At 73.9% G+C, this 13,989-nt stretch carries 16 protein-coding genes; 7 read left to right on the top strand and 9 right to left on the bottom strand.

Going from position 1 to position 13,989, the window contains the following annotated elements; genetic code table 11:
• The 6 genes from TR49_RS15105 to TR49_RS15130 form a co-directional block, all read right to left on the bottom strand.
• A partial coding sequence (locus TR49_RS15105) for a glycine-rich protein (RefSeq protein WP_042381871.1) occupies positions 1 to 791 on the bottom strand: 791 nt, incomplete at its 3' end.
• A gap of 123 nt (positions 792 to 914) precedes the next feature.
• Positions 915 to 1,994: a hypothetical protein gene (locus tag TR49_RS15110; RefSeq protein WP_042381873.1), complete on the bottom strand. Its 1,080-nt coding sequence runs from the start codon at positions 1,992 to 1,994 to the stop codon at positions 915 to 917.
• 200 nt (positions 1,995 to 2,194) lie between these two features.
• Positions 2,195 to 2,608: a hypothetical protein gene (locus TR49_RS15115; protein ID WP_152627275.1), complete on the bottom strand. Its 414-nt coding sequence runs from the start codon at positions 2,606 to 2,608 to the stop codon at positions 2,195 to 2,197.
• 303 nt (positions 2,609 to 2,911) lie between these two features.
• The gene (locus TR49_RS15120) at positions 2,912 to 3,169 is read right to left on the bottom strand and encodes a hypothetical protein (protein WP_042381877.1); all 258 of its coding nucleotides are present in this window, start codon (positions 3,167 to 3,169) and stop codon (positions 2,912 to 2,914) included.
• 200 nt (positions 3,170 to 3,369) lie between these two features.
• Entirely contained in the window at positions 3,370 to 4,311 is a 942-nt protein-coding gene (locus TR49_RS15125; RefSeq protein WP_042381879.1) for a hypothetical protein, read from the bottom strand.
• A complete protein-coding gene (locus TR49_RS15130; protein WP_052434311.1) occupies positions 4,308 to 4,751 on the bottom strand; it encodes a hypothetical protein in 444 nt (147 codons plus the stop codon). Before TR49_RS15130 ends, TR49_RS15125 begins: the two co-directional genes overlap by 4 nt.
• 262 nt (positions 4,752 to 5,013) lie before the next feature.
• Between TR49_RS15130 and TR49_RS15135 the strand changes: the two genes are divergently transcribed.
• The 4 genes from TR49_RS15135 to TR49_RS15150 all read left to right on the top strand — a co-directional run bounded on the left by TR49_RS15135 (position 5,014) and on the right by TR49_RS15150 (position 8,606).
• Positions 5,014 to 6,132, top strand: a complete 1,119-nt coding sequence (locus TR49_RS15135; RefSeq protein WP_042381880.1) for a tyrosine-protein phosphatase — start codon at positions 5,014 to 5,016, stop codon at positions 6,130 to 6,132.
• Positions 6,133 to 6,284: 152 nt separating this feature from the next.
• Entirely contained in the window at positions 6,285 to 7,262 is a 978-nt protein-coding gene (locus tag TR49_RS15140; RefSeq protein WP_042381883.1) for a LacI family DNA-binding transcriptional regulator, read from the top strand.
• A gap of 101 nt (positions 7,263 to 7,363) precedes the next feature.
• Positions 7,364 to 8,059: an organomercurial lyase gene (gene merB, locus TR49_RS15145; protein WP_042381884.1), complete on the top strand. Its 696-nt coding sequence runs from the start codon at positions 7,364 to 7,366 to the stop codon at positions 8,057 to 8,059.
• Between the two features lie 40 nt (positions 8,060 to 8,099).
• A complete protein-coding gene (locus TR49_RS15150) occupies positions 8,100 to 8,606 on the top strand; it encodes a phosphatase domain-containing protein (protein WP_042381885.1) in 507 nt (168 codons plus the stop codon).
• Positions 8,607 to 8,652: 46 nt separating this feature from the next.
• Here TR49_RS15150 and TR49_RS15155 read toward each other — a convergent pair whose 3' ends face one another.
• Positions 8,653 to 8,907 (bottom strand): hypothetical protein, encoded by a 255-nt coding sequence (locus TR49_RS15155; protein ID WP_152627276.1) that lies wholly within the window; start codon positions 8,905 to 8,907, stop codon positions 8,653 to 8,655.
• Positions 8,908 to 9,139: 232 nt separating this feature from the next.
• Here TR49_RS15155 and TR49_RS15160 point away from each other — a divergent pair, with 232 nt between their 5' ends.
• From TR49_RS15160 to TR49_RS15170, 3 genes are all read left to right on the top strand, one after another.
• On the top strand, positions 9,140 to 9,661 hold the full coding sequence (locus TR49_RS15160) for a hypothetical protein (RefSeq protein ID WP_042381889.1): 522 nt from the start codon (positions 9,140 to 9,142) through the stop codon (positions 9,659 to 9,661).
• Positions 9,662 to 9,726: 65 nt separating this feature from the next.
• Positions 9,727 to 10,950 (top strand): sensor histidine kinase, encoded by a 1,224-nt coding sequence (locus TR49_RS15165; protein WP_236653370.1) that lies wholly within the window; start codon positions 9,727 to 9,729, stop codon positions 10,948 to 10,950.
• A complete protein-coding gene (locus TR49_RS15170; RefSeq protein ID WP_042381891.1) occupies positions 10,947 to 11,714 on the top strand; it encodes a response regulator in 768 nt (255 codons plus the stop codon). The genes TR49_RS15165 and TR49_RS15170 overlap by 4 nt, the downstream gene beginning before the upstream one ends.
• 5 nt (positions 11,715 to 11,719) lie before the next feature.
• On the opposite strand, the gene TR49_RS15175 is transcribed toward TR49_RS15170, so the two are convergent.
• Positions 11,720 to 12,283, bottom strand: a complete 564-nt coding sequence (locus TR49_RS15175; protein WP_042381893.1) for a dihydrofolate reductase family protein — start codon at positions 12,281 to 12,283, stop codon at positions 11,720 to 11,722.
• A gap of 40 nt (positions 12,284 to 12,323) precedes the next feature.
• Entirely contained in the window at positions 12,324 to 13,880 is a 1,557-nt protein-coding gene (locus TR49_RS15180; RefSeq protein WP_063770096.1) for a SpoIIE family protein phosphatase, read from the bottom strand.
• Positions 13,881 to 13,989: the final 109 nt, after the last annotated feature.

Below are 13,989 nucleotides of genomic sequence, written 5' to 3' on the forward strand. Positions count from 1 at the left end.
CCGCCGTTGCCACCGCGTGCGCCGTTGCCACCGGGGCCGCCGCTGCCGGGATCGGGCAGACCGGTGTTGGGGTCGGTGTCGCCGCCCGCGACGCCAGGGCCGCCGAGGGCGGAGTTGGGGCTGCCGATGCCGGGCGCCGTCTGGCTTCCGCCGCCTCCGGCGACTCCCGATCCGTCCGGGCCGCCGCCCTGGCCGCCGTCCTGCCCGATCGGGCCGCCGCCCGCGCCGCCGTACAGCAGCGGCCCGCCGTTGCCGGCCCCTCCGCCGCCGCCCGCGACCAGGACCCGGTCGGACCCGTCGAACGCGCCGACCCTCAGGTCGGACGCCCCGCCACCCGACCCGCCCCCGCCGTGTGCGCCGCCCCCGCCGGAGCCGTGGCCGAAGCCGCCGGGGCGGGCGAACTCCCCGTGTCGGGAGCTCCCGGGTATGCCGGCGGCGCCGACCGTGATCTGGAGCGTCTGGCCGGGCTGCACGGCAAGGGTGGCCCGCGTCTCGCCGCCGAGCCCGCCGGGGGCCCCGGTGTTCGGCGGGTTGGGGTCCACGTAACCGGCGGCGCTGCCCCCCTCGGCCCCGAACAGGTCGACGGTCACGGCGGTGACGCCGTCGGGCACGGTGAAGGTGTCGGTCCCGGTGGTCCGATAGGTGCAGGTGGGCACGGAGGCGGTGAACACGCCGGAGGCCCCGCAGGGCGACGGATCGGCGGCCGAAGCCGGGGTCACCGTGGCGGGCGCCAGGACGGCGGTCAGCAGCCCGGTCGTACCGGTCAGGACGGTCAGGACGGTTCTTCTCATGGGGTGTTACTGCCTCTCCGGACCGGCTCGGGGCCGGTCCGTGGTGGTTCGCAGGGTCGCGGAGCGGGCGACCGCACGATCCGGCCGCCCGCCGGGCAGAGGGGTGGAGGTGCCGGTCGGGCGTCAGACGCCGTCGTCGGCGCACAGCGCCCAGACGTCGGTGTGGTTGCCGGTGGAACCGGCACCGCCGGTGTGGGCGTAGGCGGTCCAGTCGGAGGCGGAGGTGGCACCGTCGCCGACCGGGTTGCCGCCGGAGTCGCTCGGGTAGCTGCCGTTGAGGTGGTCGCCGCCCGATCCGGGCCCGGTGAAGTCCGTGGTGGTGACGTCGCCTCCGCTGACAGCGGCGCCGCCGCTGACCAGCGTGCCGTCGTCGACGCCGCACCCGACGGTCGCACTCTGGCCGCTGTTGGCGGTGTTCGGGCCGCTCACCTCGCCGAAGCGGACGGTCACCGTGACTCCGCTGACGTCGATGCCGTTCCCGCTGCAGATCGCGTACGCGTAGGTGGTGTTGGTGCTGCCACCGCCGCCGCCGTTCCAGCCGACGGCGGCCCAGGAGTCAGGGTTCGTCTCACCGTCCGCCGCGGCCTTCAGTCCGTGGTCGTGGGCCGCGTCGTCGAATGTGGGGTAGCTGGCGGCAGGCTTCAGACTCCCCACGCCGGCCGGGGTGGTCCTGGCGCCGCCGCCGAGCAGGCGCGTGCCCGAAGGGCAGGTGGCGACCGCCAGGCCCACCGTCGCGGCGGAGCTCGGACCGGCGATGTCGTTCATGACCACCTGGGTGTGGTCGATGAGGTCGCTGGTGAAGCAGACCCCGTACGGGGTGCTGGAGAAGGAGCTGTTGACCGCGCCCCCGCTGCCGCCGATGCCGAGCCAGTGGGTCACGTCGGTGCCGACCACGCCGGTGGACCCGGTGTACTCGGTGCTGCCGTCCGGGCTGGGCTCGGTGCCGTTGACGTGGTTGCCTGGCGCCGCACTGCCGGTGCCGATGGCCTGGTCGATGCCCCCGCCGGAGATCAGTCCGGCGGCGCAGTCCGCGTGGGTGGAGATCTCGGAGAAGGTCGAGGTGGGGCCGAGGGTGGCGCCAGGGGTCCGTACGGTCGCACCGACGGTGTCGGCGTGGGCGGTCCCGGGCGCCGCCGTCACGAGGAGGACGCCGACAGCGAGCGCTTTCGCGGCCGCGCGGCGGCACGACAGGCCGATGGACATGGAGCAGTCCCTTCTCGCGCCGACGCGGTGAGGCGACCGTCGGCGCCGTGTGAGGCGTCTGGTGGGCGAGCAGGGACAGACTCGCGGCTGACCCACGGGTAGGCCATTGGTGATCTGCACGGTGCGTCAGCTGCCGCACTGGGTGATCAACCAGCCGCCCGGCCCCCCGATCCGCACCGGCACCCGCACCGGCACCGGCGTCAGGAACGCGTGGCGAGGCGCCGGATGCGGGCCGCCGCCTGGCGCGCCGTCCGGGAGTGGGAGCCGACGACGAAGGCGACGGTCAGCCAGAGCGCCACGTTCAGGTGCCATGACGAATGGTCACCCGGCAGATCCGCGAACAGGTAGAAGTTCCACCCGAGAAAGAACAGGATGACCAGCGCCTCGCCACTCGACCCGCCGGCAAAGAAGCGGGAGACGGACATCGGCTGCTCGACGAACCACTCGAACAGCGTCGCCACCAGCGCCGAGATCCCGAAGAGAAAGAAGTCACCGTCGCGCAGGGACTCGCCGTAGCCGTGCTTGATCCCCAGAGCGGCGAACGGAACCCCGAGCACCACGTAGAGCCACACCGCCTCGACGGTCTCGGGGCGCAGCCTCTCCCTGAACGTCATGGCCTCAGGCGGCTCGGTCCGGACCGGACGCGCCATCGTGGTCTCCTGCCATCCGTACCCAGCTGCTCGGTCCCGCCGCAGGCGGTCGACCCGGGCCTGCTGCTCCTCCAGCCTGACGCGGAGCCACTCGACCCGCCTCTCCGCCAGGCTCTCGCGGCGCTGATCGGGGCTGCCCTCGGCCTGTCCGCGGACGCGATCGACGACAACACCGACGGCTCGTGCCGCTGACTCCGATCGGCGTAGTTCCGCTCGGCGCGCTCGGGCCGCCCGGGGCACGTGCTCACACAGCCCCCAGGTGTGAGGTCAAGCCGCCTCCGTGGTCCCGGCCCCGACGGTGGTGCCAGGCGGGTGGCCGGTCGATGCCACGGTCGCCTCCTGCACCGTGTGCCACAGCTCCAGGGCCATGGCGTGCTCGCACTCCAAACCGGTGCGCCCGGGATCGCCTTCGGTCAGTGAGAGGTAGGCGTCCACCGCCTTCAGCGCCTGCTCGACGGCGCGCGGCACGCCGCCGGGGCGCTCGCGCAGCCGAGCCGTCAACGCGTCGAGTTCGTCCCTGGTCACAGCACCTGCCTCCCTGCAAGGTCGGACCCCGCGTGAGACGACGTGGTCCGGGCCGTGGGGCCTCCCCAAGGCTCGCTTCTGGTCCACTCGGCTGTCAACCATAACGCGAAACATGTGTCACGTTTCGCATGCCGTGACACTTGTGTCGCAATCCCGCAGATCCCGGATCCTGCTGACCGGACGGGTCCTCAGGCAGGTCCTCAGAGCGACCAGATCACTCCCGCGGCGGAGACGCCGGGGGACGTGGCGGTCACCGTGAAGAAGCCGATCGTGTCGGCCTCCGTGGCGAAGCACGCCGTCTGGCCCACGCGCACGGGGACGGAGGTGGACACGGACCGGCCGGCCAGCGCGGTGACGCACTGGCTGTAGGTCGGCGGTTTCGCCCCGGCCCAGTGCGCGACCAACTCGCCATCGATCACCGGCGGCTGACACGACGACGCACACAGCGACAGGGCCGTGCCGTCGGCCAGCGACGGTGTGGCCGGCGTCGCGACCACCGACAGGTCGCTCATGCCGGGCTGCGCGACGAAGGTGAGGCTGCCGCGCCACACCACCCGACCCCCGGGCGCGCCCGTCGACGCGGAAGGCGTCGGCTCCTCGGTGGCGGGGGGTGTGCTGGCGTCGGCCGTGGAGCCCTCGGAGGGGCTCGCTCCCACGGTGACCGTCGGCGCGGGCTGGCTCAGGTCCGGACCGGGATGGCGCAGCGTCACCGTGAGCACACCGGCGAGCACGCACACCATGGCCGCCGCGACAGCCCACCGCCACGGCCCCGGGCCCTGCGGCGACACGACCACCTTCCCCGCGCCGAACGAGGTCCTGCGCGTCCCTGCGCGCCTCCCGTCGGCCGGGGTGGGCGGCACGGCTCTCCGGTTCGACTCCGTGCCGGCCCGGAACTCCGCCCCGCGGGACGGCCGCTGAAGCCCGACGTCGACGCCGCCCTCGAGCCCGCCCTCGACGCCGTTCTCCAGCGCGGACCGCAAGGCGCCCGCCCGGGCCGGTGCGCGGACCGCGGGCATGTCGAACAGGGACGCCAGGTAGCGGCGCCACCAGCCGACGCCGGGGGCGCGACGCGGCGCGAGGTCCGGCGCAGGGCGCGACTCCGCGGAGAGCAGCGAGTCCGCATAGCGCCGCCTGAAGCTCAACTGCCCACCTCCCCGGGCGTCTCCGGCGTCTGCGGCGGCTGCGGATGCGCCGCCGCGGGTGGGACGGGCTCGGACGTGTCCGGGTTCCGCTCCCCCGGGCTCGCGGCGCCGCCCTGGACGACCTCCTGCACCGTGCGGAAGGACCCCAACTGCCGCAGGAGCGCCGGGGCCGAGGCGCCCGCCGCCACCGCCGCGTACAGGCCGGTGATCTGGGAGCGGAGCAGCCAGCCGACCACCGCGCCCAGCAGGACCCTGCTCAGCGCCGCGGCCACGTCCGCCGGCGGGTCGACGTAGGCCCGGAGCGGCGGGAGCTTCCGCCGCCTGGACTCACGGGCCTGCCGCCTGGCCGCCTGCCAGGCCAGCACACGTCCGTTGAACACCAGAGCTTCGATCAGTGCGCCGCCGACCGCCCCGTAGGCCGCGCCGTGGAACCAGTCCACATGGCCCCCCATCCGTCGCGGGACATGATCCAGCAGTTGACGCCCGCGTATCAACCGCATCCGGGCAACCGGCCCGCTGACAACGGCCTTGGCGCCGGGACGAGTTGAGCCGTCACCCGGACCCCGGCCGCAGATGGGTGCCGCGCCGCCCCGCGGCCCGGCCGTCGAGGCGCGGGGGCGGAGCCTCCACTTCATCCAGGCGCCATCATCCGGCCACTCATGGACCTTTACTAATTCGCATTAGTTCCTTAGCTTCCCCGCCATGAGCCTCTCCTCCCAGCTGTCCCGAAGCGCCGCCCTGCTCGCTGCCGTGACCGTCGTCGCGACCGCCGTCACCGGTACCGCGACGGCCTCGGCCGCCCCGGCCGCCCCCGCTGCCGCGCACCGCGCCGCGCACGGCGCGGACCACCGACTCGTTCCGTTCAGCTCGGCCGACGTGGTCGCCGGCACCACCGCGGGCACCCTCACGGTCACCTGGTCCACCTCGCACCCGCACGTCCGCGTGGCGGTCTTCGCCGGTTCGACCTCGACCGCCCAGCCGTACTTCCTCGGCGCGGGTTCCGGCGACCGGTCGCTCACCGTCACGGCGGCCCACGGCGACTGGATCCGGCTCGTGCCGAGCGCCGGTGAGCCGCTGGTGCTGACCGTCCGCGACCGCGGCCTGGCCAGCGACCCGAACCTGCGCGACATCGGCGGCTACCGCACCAGCGACGGCCGCTGGGTGCGCATGGGCGCGGTCTACCGCTCCCAGGCGCTCTCGCTCACCGCCGCCGACCTCGGCGTGGTGAACACCCTCGGCGTGACCGCCGACTACGACCTGCGCACCACCTCGGAGATCGCGCAGGCTCCTGACGTCGTCCCGAGCGGCGCCACCTACACCAACCTCAACGTCCTCGCGAACGTCACCCTGACCCCGACGCTGACCAGCCCTGCGGCGGCCGAGTCGTACATGGAGGCGATCGAGCAGGACTTCGTCACCGACCCCACCGCCCGGGCCGCGTTCGGCAAGCTGCTGACCGACATCGCCGACGGCCACGGCGCCGCGCTCTACCACTGCACCGCGGGCAAGGACCGCACCGGCTGGGCCACGGCCGTCCTGCTCACCCTGCTCGGCGTGCCGCAGGAGACGGTCATGCAGGACTACCTGCTGAGCAACACCTACTACTTCGACTCCCCCGCCGTGCAGGGCATGCTGAAGGCGATGCCCGGCGCGCAGGCCGCGATCTACACCCCGATGCTCCAGGTGCAGGCTTCGTACCTCCAGGCCGGTCTCGCACAGGTGACGGCGAGCTACGGCTCGATGGACGGCTACGCCGTGCACGGCCTCGGGCTGAGCCCGCGGACGATCGCCAAGCTGCGCGCGAAGCTCCTCGTCGGCTGACACCCTCGTCCCTCCGGCCGCCCGCCGCCCGCCGCCGAGTGGCCGGGTGGCCGGGTGGCTCCCTCGCCGGTGTCGCCCGTTCGGAGCCCGTCTCGCCCTCGCCTGACCAGCGCGCGTCGGCGCTAGAGTGTGGCCGGACGAACAGGGGACCGATGAGAAGAGCCTCCAAGCGGATCACCAGCGCCGACGTGGCCAGGGAAGCCGGGGTTTCGCAGACCACGGTCAGCTTCGTGCTCAACGACACGCGCGGTCAGACGATCCCCGAGGAGACCCGGCGCCGCGTCGTGGAGGCGGCGAAGCGGCTGGACTACCGCCCGCGCGCCTCCGCCCGGTCGCTGGCCGCCGGACGCAGCGACGTGGTGCTGCTCGCCCTGCCCGGCCTGCCCATCTCCGCGAACCTCTCCCGCTTCATCGAGCAGCTGGCCGCGGCCCTCGCCGGTCGCGGCCTCTCCCTGGTCACGCACCTGGCGGAGGGACACGGCCGGTCGTTGCCCGACCTGTGCGCGGCGGTCGACGCCTCGGCCGTCGTCTCGCTGATCCCCTTCGACGAGGAGACGACCGAGGCGCTGCACCGCGCGGGGGCCGAAGTCGTGCTCGGGACCGGGGAGCAGGCCAGAGCCGAACTGCAGGAGATCGGGCGGCTGCAGGCACAGCACCTGATCGGCACGGGGCGCGACCGACTCGGCTACGCCCTCCCCGACCAGCACCCCTCGCAGTTCAGGGTGCAGCAACGCCTGCACGGCGCCGCGGCGGCCTGTGCGGAACAGGGACTCGACGCGCCCGTCGCCCTGGCCGTCGCCCTGGACCCGGCTCAGGCCGCCGCGGCCGTGGACGAGTGGACCCGCCTGCGGGTGGCCGGCCTCTGCGCGTACAACGACGAGACGGCCATGGCCGTACTCGCCGGAATGCACCTGCGCGGCCTGCGCGCCCCGGACGACATCGCCGTCATCGGCGTGGGGGACATCGCCGCAGCGCCCGTGAGCATCCCGCCGCTCACCACCGTCGGCTTCGACTACGAACTGACCGGGCGCGAACTCGCGCAAGCCGTCGTGGACGGCCTCGGCGGCGCGCAGCAGACGACGCACGACAGCCTCTCCCGGCCCCTGCTGATCCGCCGGGCCTCGGCCTGAGCGCGACGGCGCGCGCGGGCCCGTCCTCCGGTCAGGGGCCAGGAGACAAGGCCAGGAGACAATAGGGGCTGGGAGACCCCCCGGACTCCAGGAGCGGAACGATGAACGACGCCGTCCCCGAGGCCGCGAAGGCGGAGCAGGTCCGCGTGGCCGTGTACGCCCACTTCGCCCGCACCGGCCTCGCCCCGTCCCCGGCGGGCCTGGCCGACCGGACCGGTCTGCCGGTCGCGGAGGTGCGCGCGGCGCTGGAAGCCCTGCACGAGCACCGTGACGTGGTGCTCGACGCGGCGGACCGCGACCTGATCCTGATGGCGCATCCCTTCGCCTCGGTTCCGCTCGGCTTCTCCGTCATGGGTGCGCGCACGCTGTGGTGGGGCGGCTGTGCCTGGGACTCCTTCGCGGTGCCGCATCTGCTCGGGGAGGAGCGGGACGTCCTCGTCGCCACGCGCTGCCCGGCCTGCGACGCTCCCCACGCGTGGGTGGTCACCCGGGACGGCCCGCCCGACGGCGGGCAGGTGGCCCACTTCCTCACCCCGGTCCACCGGATCTGGGACGACGTCGTGCACGCCTGCGCCAACCAGCGCCTGTTCTGCTCCACCGACTGCGTGCACGCCTGGCTCGGGGCGACCGGACAGACGCGCGGTTACCTCATGGACCTGGGCACGCTCTGGAGGCTCGCACGCGACTGGTACGCCGGCCGCATGGAGCCGGGGTACACCCGTCGCGACCCGACCTCCGCCGCGGCGTACTTCGCCGGGGTGGGCCTGCACGGGCGGTTCTGGGGCCTGGACGACTGAGCCGTCGGCGAGGGCGCGCCGTCTGACATGCTGTCGCACTGTGAGGCAGACGACGAAGAGCAAACCCCTGGCCGTCTTCGACCTGGACGGCACGCTGGCCGAGACCGGGCATCGGCAGCACTTCCTGGAGCGACAGCCCCGGGACTGGAGGGGCTTCTTCGGCGCGCTGCACCGGGATCCTCCGCTGGACGAGGGCGTGCGGCTGCTCCTGGAGGCGGCCGCGACCTGCGAGATCGTCTATCTCACCGGCCGCCCCGAGCGCTGCCGCCGGGACACCGCGGACTGGCTCACCCGTCAGCGTCTGCCCGAGGGACGTCTCCTGATGAGGGGCGACGCCGACCGGCGCCCGGCCCGCACGATCAAACTGGAGGCGCTGCGCGGCCTCGACCGCGGCCGGGAGCTGCGCATGCTCGTCGACGACGACGAACTGGTCTGCGACGCCGCCGAACGGGCCGGCTTCCGGGTCGTCCGGGCCCGATGGGCGAGCACGTCGCAACTTCCGTCGACCGCCCTGCGGGACGCACAGGAACGCGAGGGCCGGACCTGACCGACGAGGCCGCACGCCGAGGTCGCCGGAGAGCCGACCGCCCTGCTCAGGTCTGCGGAACGCACCGCACGGCCCACGTGCACGCCATGAAGCCGCCGAGCAGGTGGACCACCTGTGTGTCGACCCAGGCGGGATCGTCGAGCGCCGCGTCGACCAGGACGGCGTCGACGGTGTGCCCCTCGTCCTCCAGCATCTTGCGCAGGTAGGCGCCCGGTGCGGAGCGGAGCTCCTGCCGCTCGTCCTCGTTCAGGTCGAGGCGGTAGGCCTCGACGGTGTGGCCCGCCGATCGGGTCCGGGTCATCCGCGCCATGGAACGGTGTCCTTCCTGGTCAGGCCCCCATTGGGCACCACGCTAGGCCGCGCGCACCCGGCCTGCGCGGTGGACCGGCTGAACAGAGCAACGCCCGGCGCCCACCGCGCGCACCACGGGCTGCCGGCCGCGTCGTCTCAACCCACGGGTTGAGGCGACGATCCACCCGAGGTCAACTCCCGGGCCGAGGTGCCGCGCTCCCGCGAACGGCAAGCTCGAAGCCATGACGACGACCGACTACCTGATCTCCGCCGCGCTGGTCCTCCTGGTGATCCCGCAGGTCCGCGGCACCCGCCTGACCGTGCGGAACATGCTGCTGCCGCTGGTGGCCGTCGCCGCCGCGGCGGCGTACTACCTCAAGTCCTTCCCGACGCAGGGCCACGACATCCAACTCGACGTCGCTGGTGTCCTCGTGGGCGCCGCCCTGGGTGCCGCGTGCGGCGCCGCGACCGACCTGAGCCGGGTCGTGGACGGAGTGGCCGTGGCCAGGGCCGGGGTGATCGCGGCGGCGCTGTGGATCGTGGGCATGGCCTCGCGGGCCGGGTTCGAGTTCTGGGCCACGCACAGCGGCTCGTCGACGATCGCGTCCTTCAGCCGCTCCAACCTGATCACCGGTTCCGCCGCCTGGACGGCCGGGCTGCTGCTGATGGCGCTGGCGCAGGTCCTCGCGCGGCTGGCCGTGGTCCGGGCCAAGGCGCGGCGGGTCGCGACCCTGACGGCCGCTCCGCAGCCGCACCGGGTCTGACCAGGATGGCCTCGCGGTCCGGCCCCGGTCTCCACGTCCGCCCGGCTGCCCCTATCCTTCGGACCATGGCGGATCTTGGGGAGGGCACGTCGGTCGCGGTCAGCCCGCGGCTGGGCGCGGCGATCGACCGTGCCCGGGCGCGGCGCGAGCAGCGCGCCCGGCGGCTGCGGCCGGTGGTCTGGGGCATCCTGGTCGCGATTCTCGTGCAGACCGTCCTCGCCGCTCCGGGGCCGGGGCTGCACGGGACGCGCCTCGCCGTGGCCCTGCTGCTGACGGGATGCCTGCTCCCGCTGGCGGCCGTGGCCTCGGCGCGCTGGACGATCACGAACCCCCGTTCCTGCATCGCCTTCTCCCTGACCGTCAGCGGTTTCGGGCTCGCGCTCGGCGGGCTCCAGCACGGGTCGACGACCGTGCTGCCGCTGTCCGTCGCCGTGCTGACCGCCTTCCTGGTTCTGCCGCGCCGGTCGGCAGCCGGGCTCAGCGGCGTCCTGGTGGCCGCCCTGGTCGGCGTCTGGGTCGCCGGAACGGACGGCGACGCGGGGCAGCTGCTCGGCCAACTGCTGTTCTGCGCGGTCCTGGCGCTGATGGCCCTCAGCATGCGGCAGGCGGGCGACAACGAGGAACGCGCCGAGCTGCTGCTCGCCCAACTCGAGGACGCTCGGGAGGCCGAAGCCGAGGCCGCCGCCCTGGCCGAGCGCACGCGGATCGCCCAGGATCTGCACGACCTGCTCGCGCAGACGCTGTCGGGCCTGGCCATCCAGGTGCAGGCCGCGCGGCAGATGGCCCGGCGTCAGGGGGCCGGTCCGGAGCTGAGCGAGATCCTGGACCGGGCCGGCGGGCTCGTCAAGGACGGGTTGGGGGAAGCCCGCCGGGCCGTCGGCGCGCTGCGTGGGCAGCAGGCCCCCTCGCTGGAGCGGCTCCAGGAGCTGGTGGAGCGCTACCGCATGGATCTGGAGCTCGACGTGGCGCTGTCCGTCGTCGGGGCGAGCCGCCCGCTGCCGGCCCCCGCGGATCTCGCGCTGTACCGGGGCGCCCAGGAGGCGTTGACCAACGCGGCCCGCTACGCCCGCGGCGCCCGCACCACGGTGACCCTCCGCTACGAACCGGCGGTCACCGTGCTGACCGTCGAGGACCGGCGGCTCATGCCCGGTCCGGCCCCGGTGCCGCCGGTCGTCGGCTCCGGTCTGGGCCTGGTCGGCATGCGCGAGCGGCTGAGCGAGGCCGGCGGCAGTTCGGCGGCGGGGCCGACGCAAAACGGTTGGCTGGTGCGGATGGAGGTTCCGGCATGACGGAGACCGGCGTCGACGCGGGGACCGGTGTCGACGTGGCACCCGCGGGCCCGATCCGGGTCCTGATCGCGGGCGACCAGCAGGTCGTCCGCGGCGGTCTGGTGCTGCTGATCGGCATGTTCGACGGCATCGAGGTGGTCGGCTCCGCCCGCGACGGCGCGGAGGCGGTGACGCTGACCGAGCAGCTCCGCCCCGACGTGGTGCTGATGGACCTCGACATGCCGGTCCTCGGCGGGGTCGCGGCCACGGCCCTGGTGCGGGAGAAGGCCCCGGGCACGGCGGTGCTCGTGCTGACCACGTATGCGGACGACGACTCCGTCTTCCCGGCGCTCCGGGCCGGCGCACGCGGCTACCTGACCAAGGACGCCGACCACGAGGACGTCGAGCGGGCCATCCGGCACGTGCGCGGCGGAGGCACCTGGCTCGACCCGGTGGTCCAGGCCAGGCTCGTCACCGCCTTCCGGTCCGGCGACCCCGCACCGACGGCAGCCGGCACCGCAGGCACGGCCGCGGGCAGCGCCGCGTCGGACTCCGCCGCCTCTGGACCCGATGCGTTGCCCGACGGCCTGACCCGGCGCGAGGCCGAGGTCCTGGCACTCATCGCCCAGGGCCTGTCCAACGCGCAGATCTGTGCCCGCCTCGTCGTCAGCCCGGCCACGGTGAAGACCCACATCAACCACATCTTCGCCAAGATCGGCGCCACCGACCGCGCCCAGGCGGTGGGTTACGCCTACCGCAACCGGCTGACCGAGCCGACCGCCTGACGGGCCTACCGCTGCACGCGGTAACGGAGGTGGACGACCTTCGAGGGGAAGGTGCGGGTTCCGAGGAGTTCGAGGTCCACGCGGCGCCCGCGCCGGGGGAAGAACGGAACGCCGCCGCCGACGAGCAGCGGGTGGACCCGGACGCGGTACTCGTCGACCAGACCGAGCGCGGCCGCCTCGGCCGCGAGCGTCGCGCCGCCGATCGCGACGGCGCCCTCCCCCGGCTCGGCCCGCCACCGCTCGATCTCCTCCGCAACGCCGCCGGAGGCCAGGCGCGCGCGGCCCTGCACCGCCGTCAGCGTGGTGGAGAACACCACCTTCGGCAGGGGCTTCCAGAGCCCGGCCCATTCCAGCTTCGCCGCGTCGAGCTGCGGATCCTCATCCGCCGTCTCCCAGTACAGCATCGTCTCGTAGAGCCGGCGTCCCAGCAGGTAGACGCCGACCTCCCGGATCTCGTCGGTGACGAAGCCGAAGAGTTCCTCATCAGGCGCCGTCCAGTTGAAGTCGCCGTCCGGGCCGACGATGTAGCCGTCCAGCGAGACGCCCATGGAACAGATCACGGTGCGCATGGGACCTCCTCCTCGGTGATCCCAGCAGCCTCGCAGAGCGTCAGCCGCTCCCCGGCTCGCAACACGCCGGAGTCGGACCAGGGCACGCAGGGGTCTCGCAGCTGCACGGCAGGGACAGCCACACCGCCTTGCCCTCGGCGGTCGCCCGCGTCCCCCAGCGGTCCGCGAGCGAGTCGACCAGGCGCAGGCCACGCCCCGACTCCTCCGCCTCCTTCGCATGGCGTGCGCGCGGCAGGAACGGGCTGCCGTCGCTGACCTCCAGACTCAGCTCCCCGTCGGCGAGGCGCAGGCGGACCCGGATCGGGCCGCAGGCGTGGCGGACGGCGTTGGTGACCAGCTCGGAGCAGAGCAGCGCGGCGGTGTCGGCGACGTCGGGGGCACAGGACCAGCGGGCCAGGGCGTCGCGCAGGAAGCGCCGGGCCGCGCCCGGCGCGGTGGGGTCGGCCGGGAGGTCGGAGGAGTGCGCGGCCTGCGCCGGCTCGGGGATCCTGGCCAGCAGCAGGGTGACGTCGTCGCCGTAGTCGTCCGGCGCGGGCAGCAGCGAGGCCAGGATCTCGTCCGCGGCGCGTTCCAGGTCGTCGTCCTCGGCGAGGAACTTCTTCAGGCTGCGGGCCAGGCCGTCGATCTCGGCCTGGAGGTCGCCGACGGGCGTCTCGACGAGGCCGTCGGTGTAGAGGGCGAGCACCGATCCCGCCGGCACGGGCAGGGTCACCTGCAGGTGCGGCACCTCGCCCACCCCGAGCGGCACGCTGACCGGGACGTCCAGGATCCTGGCCTGCTGGTCGGGCTCCACCAGCAGCACGGGCAGGTGCCCGGCCGAACAGAGCGTCAGCTCGCCCGCGTCGGCGTCGAGGACCAGGTAGCAGCAGGTCACCAGCTGGTCCGGCAGTTCCGCGACGACGGCGTCCAGCGCCTGCATCAGTTGCCACGGCGCCATCCCGGTCTTGGCCAGGGCGTGTGCCGCGGAGCGGAGTTGGCCCATGACCGCGGCGGCCTCCAGGCCCCGGCCCATGACGTCCCCGATGAGGATGCCGACGCGGCCGGCGCCGAGCGGGACCAGGTCGAACCAGTCGCCGCCGACCCCGGCGCCCTGCCGGGCCGGCAGCCACCGGGCCGCGGTCACCACCCCCGGCACCGGCGGCGGCGAACCCATCAGGCTGCGCTGGAGGGTGAGCGCGACGTGGCGCTGCTGCTCGTAGAGCCCGGCCAGCGCCGCCTCCACCGCCTTGCGGTCGCTGACGTCGCGGATGGCGGCGGACAGCAGCGTCCCGTCGGCGGTCTCCAGCGGACTGAGGCTGATCTCGACGGGGAACTCGTCCCCGTTCTTGCGCAGTCCGAAGAGATCGAGGCCCGCCCCCATGGGGCGGACCCGGCGGTCGGCGACGTAGCGGTGGCGATGGCCCGCATGGGCCCGGCGGAAGCGCTCGGGGACCAGCACCTCCACCGGGGCGCCCAGCAACTCCTCGCGGCAGTAGCCGAACAGCGCCTCCGTCTGCGCGTTGACCAGGGCGATCCGACCGTCCCTGTCGCAGATGACCATCGCGTCGGGCGCCGCCTCCAGTAGCGCCCGGAAGGTCTTCTCCGTCGTCGTCCCCACCGCACCGCCTCTTGCTCCGAACCCGCTCGCGGACCTCCCGAGCGGCCCATTGGAGCACGACTTCCCAGGGCATATGCCGCCGTGTCGGTTATTGTCCGCAAGCCCGCTG

The organism is Streptacidiphilus melanogenes, assembly GCF_000787835.1.
GTDB lineage: Bacteria > Actinomycetota > Actinomycetes > Streptomycetales > Streptomycetaceae > Streptacidiphilus > Streptacidiphilus melanogenes.

What these genes read in the sequence shown, in the direction of transcription:
- TR49_RS15115 (WP_152627275.1), bottom strand. Translation starts at nt 2,608, where the DNA reads ATGACGTTCAGGGAGAGGCTGCGCCCCGAGACCGTCGAGGCGGTGTGG.
- TR49_RS15135 (WP_042381880.1), top strand. Translation starts at nt 5,014, where the DNA reads ATGAGCCTCTCCTCCCAGCTGTCCCGAAGCGCCGCCCTGCTCGCTGCC.
- TR49_RS15155 (WP_152627276.1), bottom strand. Translation starts at nt 8,907, where the DNA reads ATGACCCGGACCCGATCGGCGGGCCACACCGTCGAGGCCTACCGCCTC.
- TR49_RS15110 (WP_042381873.1), bottom strand. Translation starts at nt 1,994, where the DNA reads ATGTCCATCGGCCTGTCGTGCCGCCGCGCGGCCGCGAAAGCGCTCGCT.
- merB (WP_042381884.1), top strand. Translation starts at nt 7,364, where the DNA reads ATGAACGACGCCGTCCCCGAGGCCGCGAAGGCGGAGCAGGTCCGCGTG.
- TR49_RS15165 (WP_236653370.1), top strand. Translation starts at nt 9,727, where the DNA reads ATGGCGGATCTTGGGGAGGGCACGTCGGTCGCGGTCAGCCCGCGGCTG.
- TR49_RS15160 (WP_042381889.1), top strand. Translation starts at nt 9,140, where the DNA reads ATGACGACGACCGACTACCTGATCTCCGCCGCGCTGGTCCTCCTGGTG.
- TR49_RS15140 (WP_042381883.1), top strand. Translation starts at nt 6,285, where the DNA reads ATGAGAAGAGCCTCCAAGCGGATCACCAGCGCCGACGTGGCCAGGGAA.
- TR49_RS15175 (WP_042381893.1), bottom strand. Translation starts at nt 12,283, where the DNA reads ATGCGCACCGTGATCTGTTCCATGGGCGTCTCGCTGGACGGCTACATC.
- TR49_RS15170 (WP_042381891.1), top strand. Translation starts at nt 10,947, where the DNA reads ATGACGGAGACCGGCGTCGACGCGGGGACCGGTGTCGACGTGGCACCC.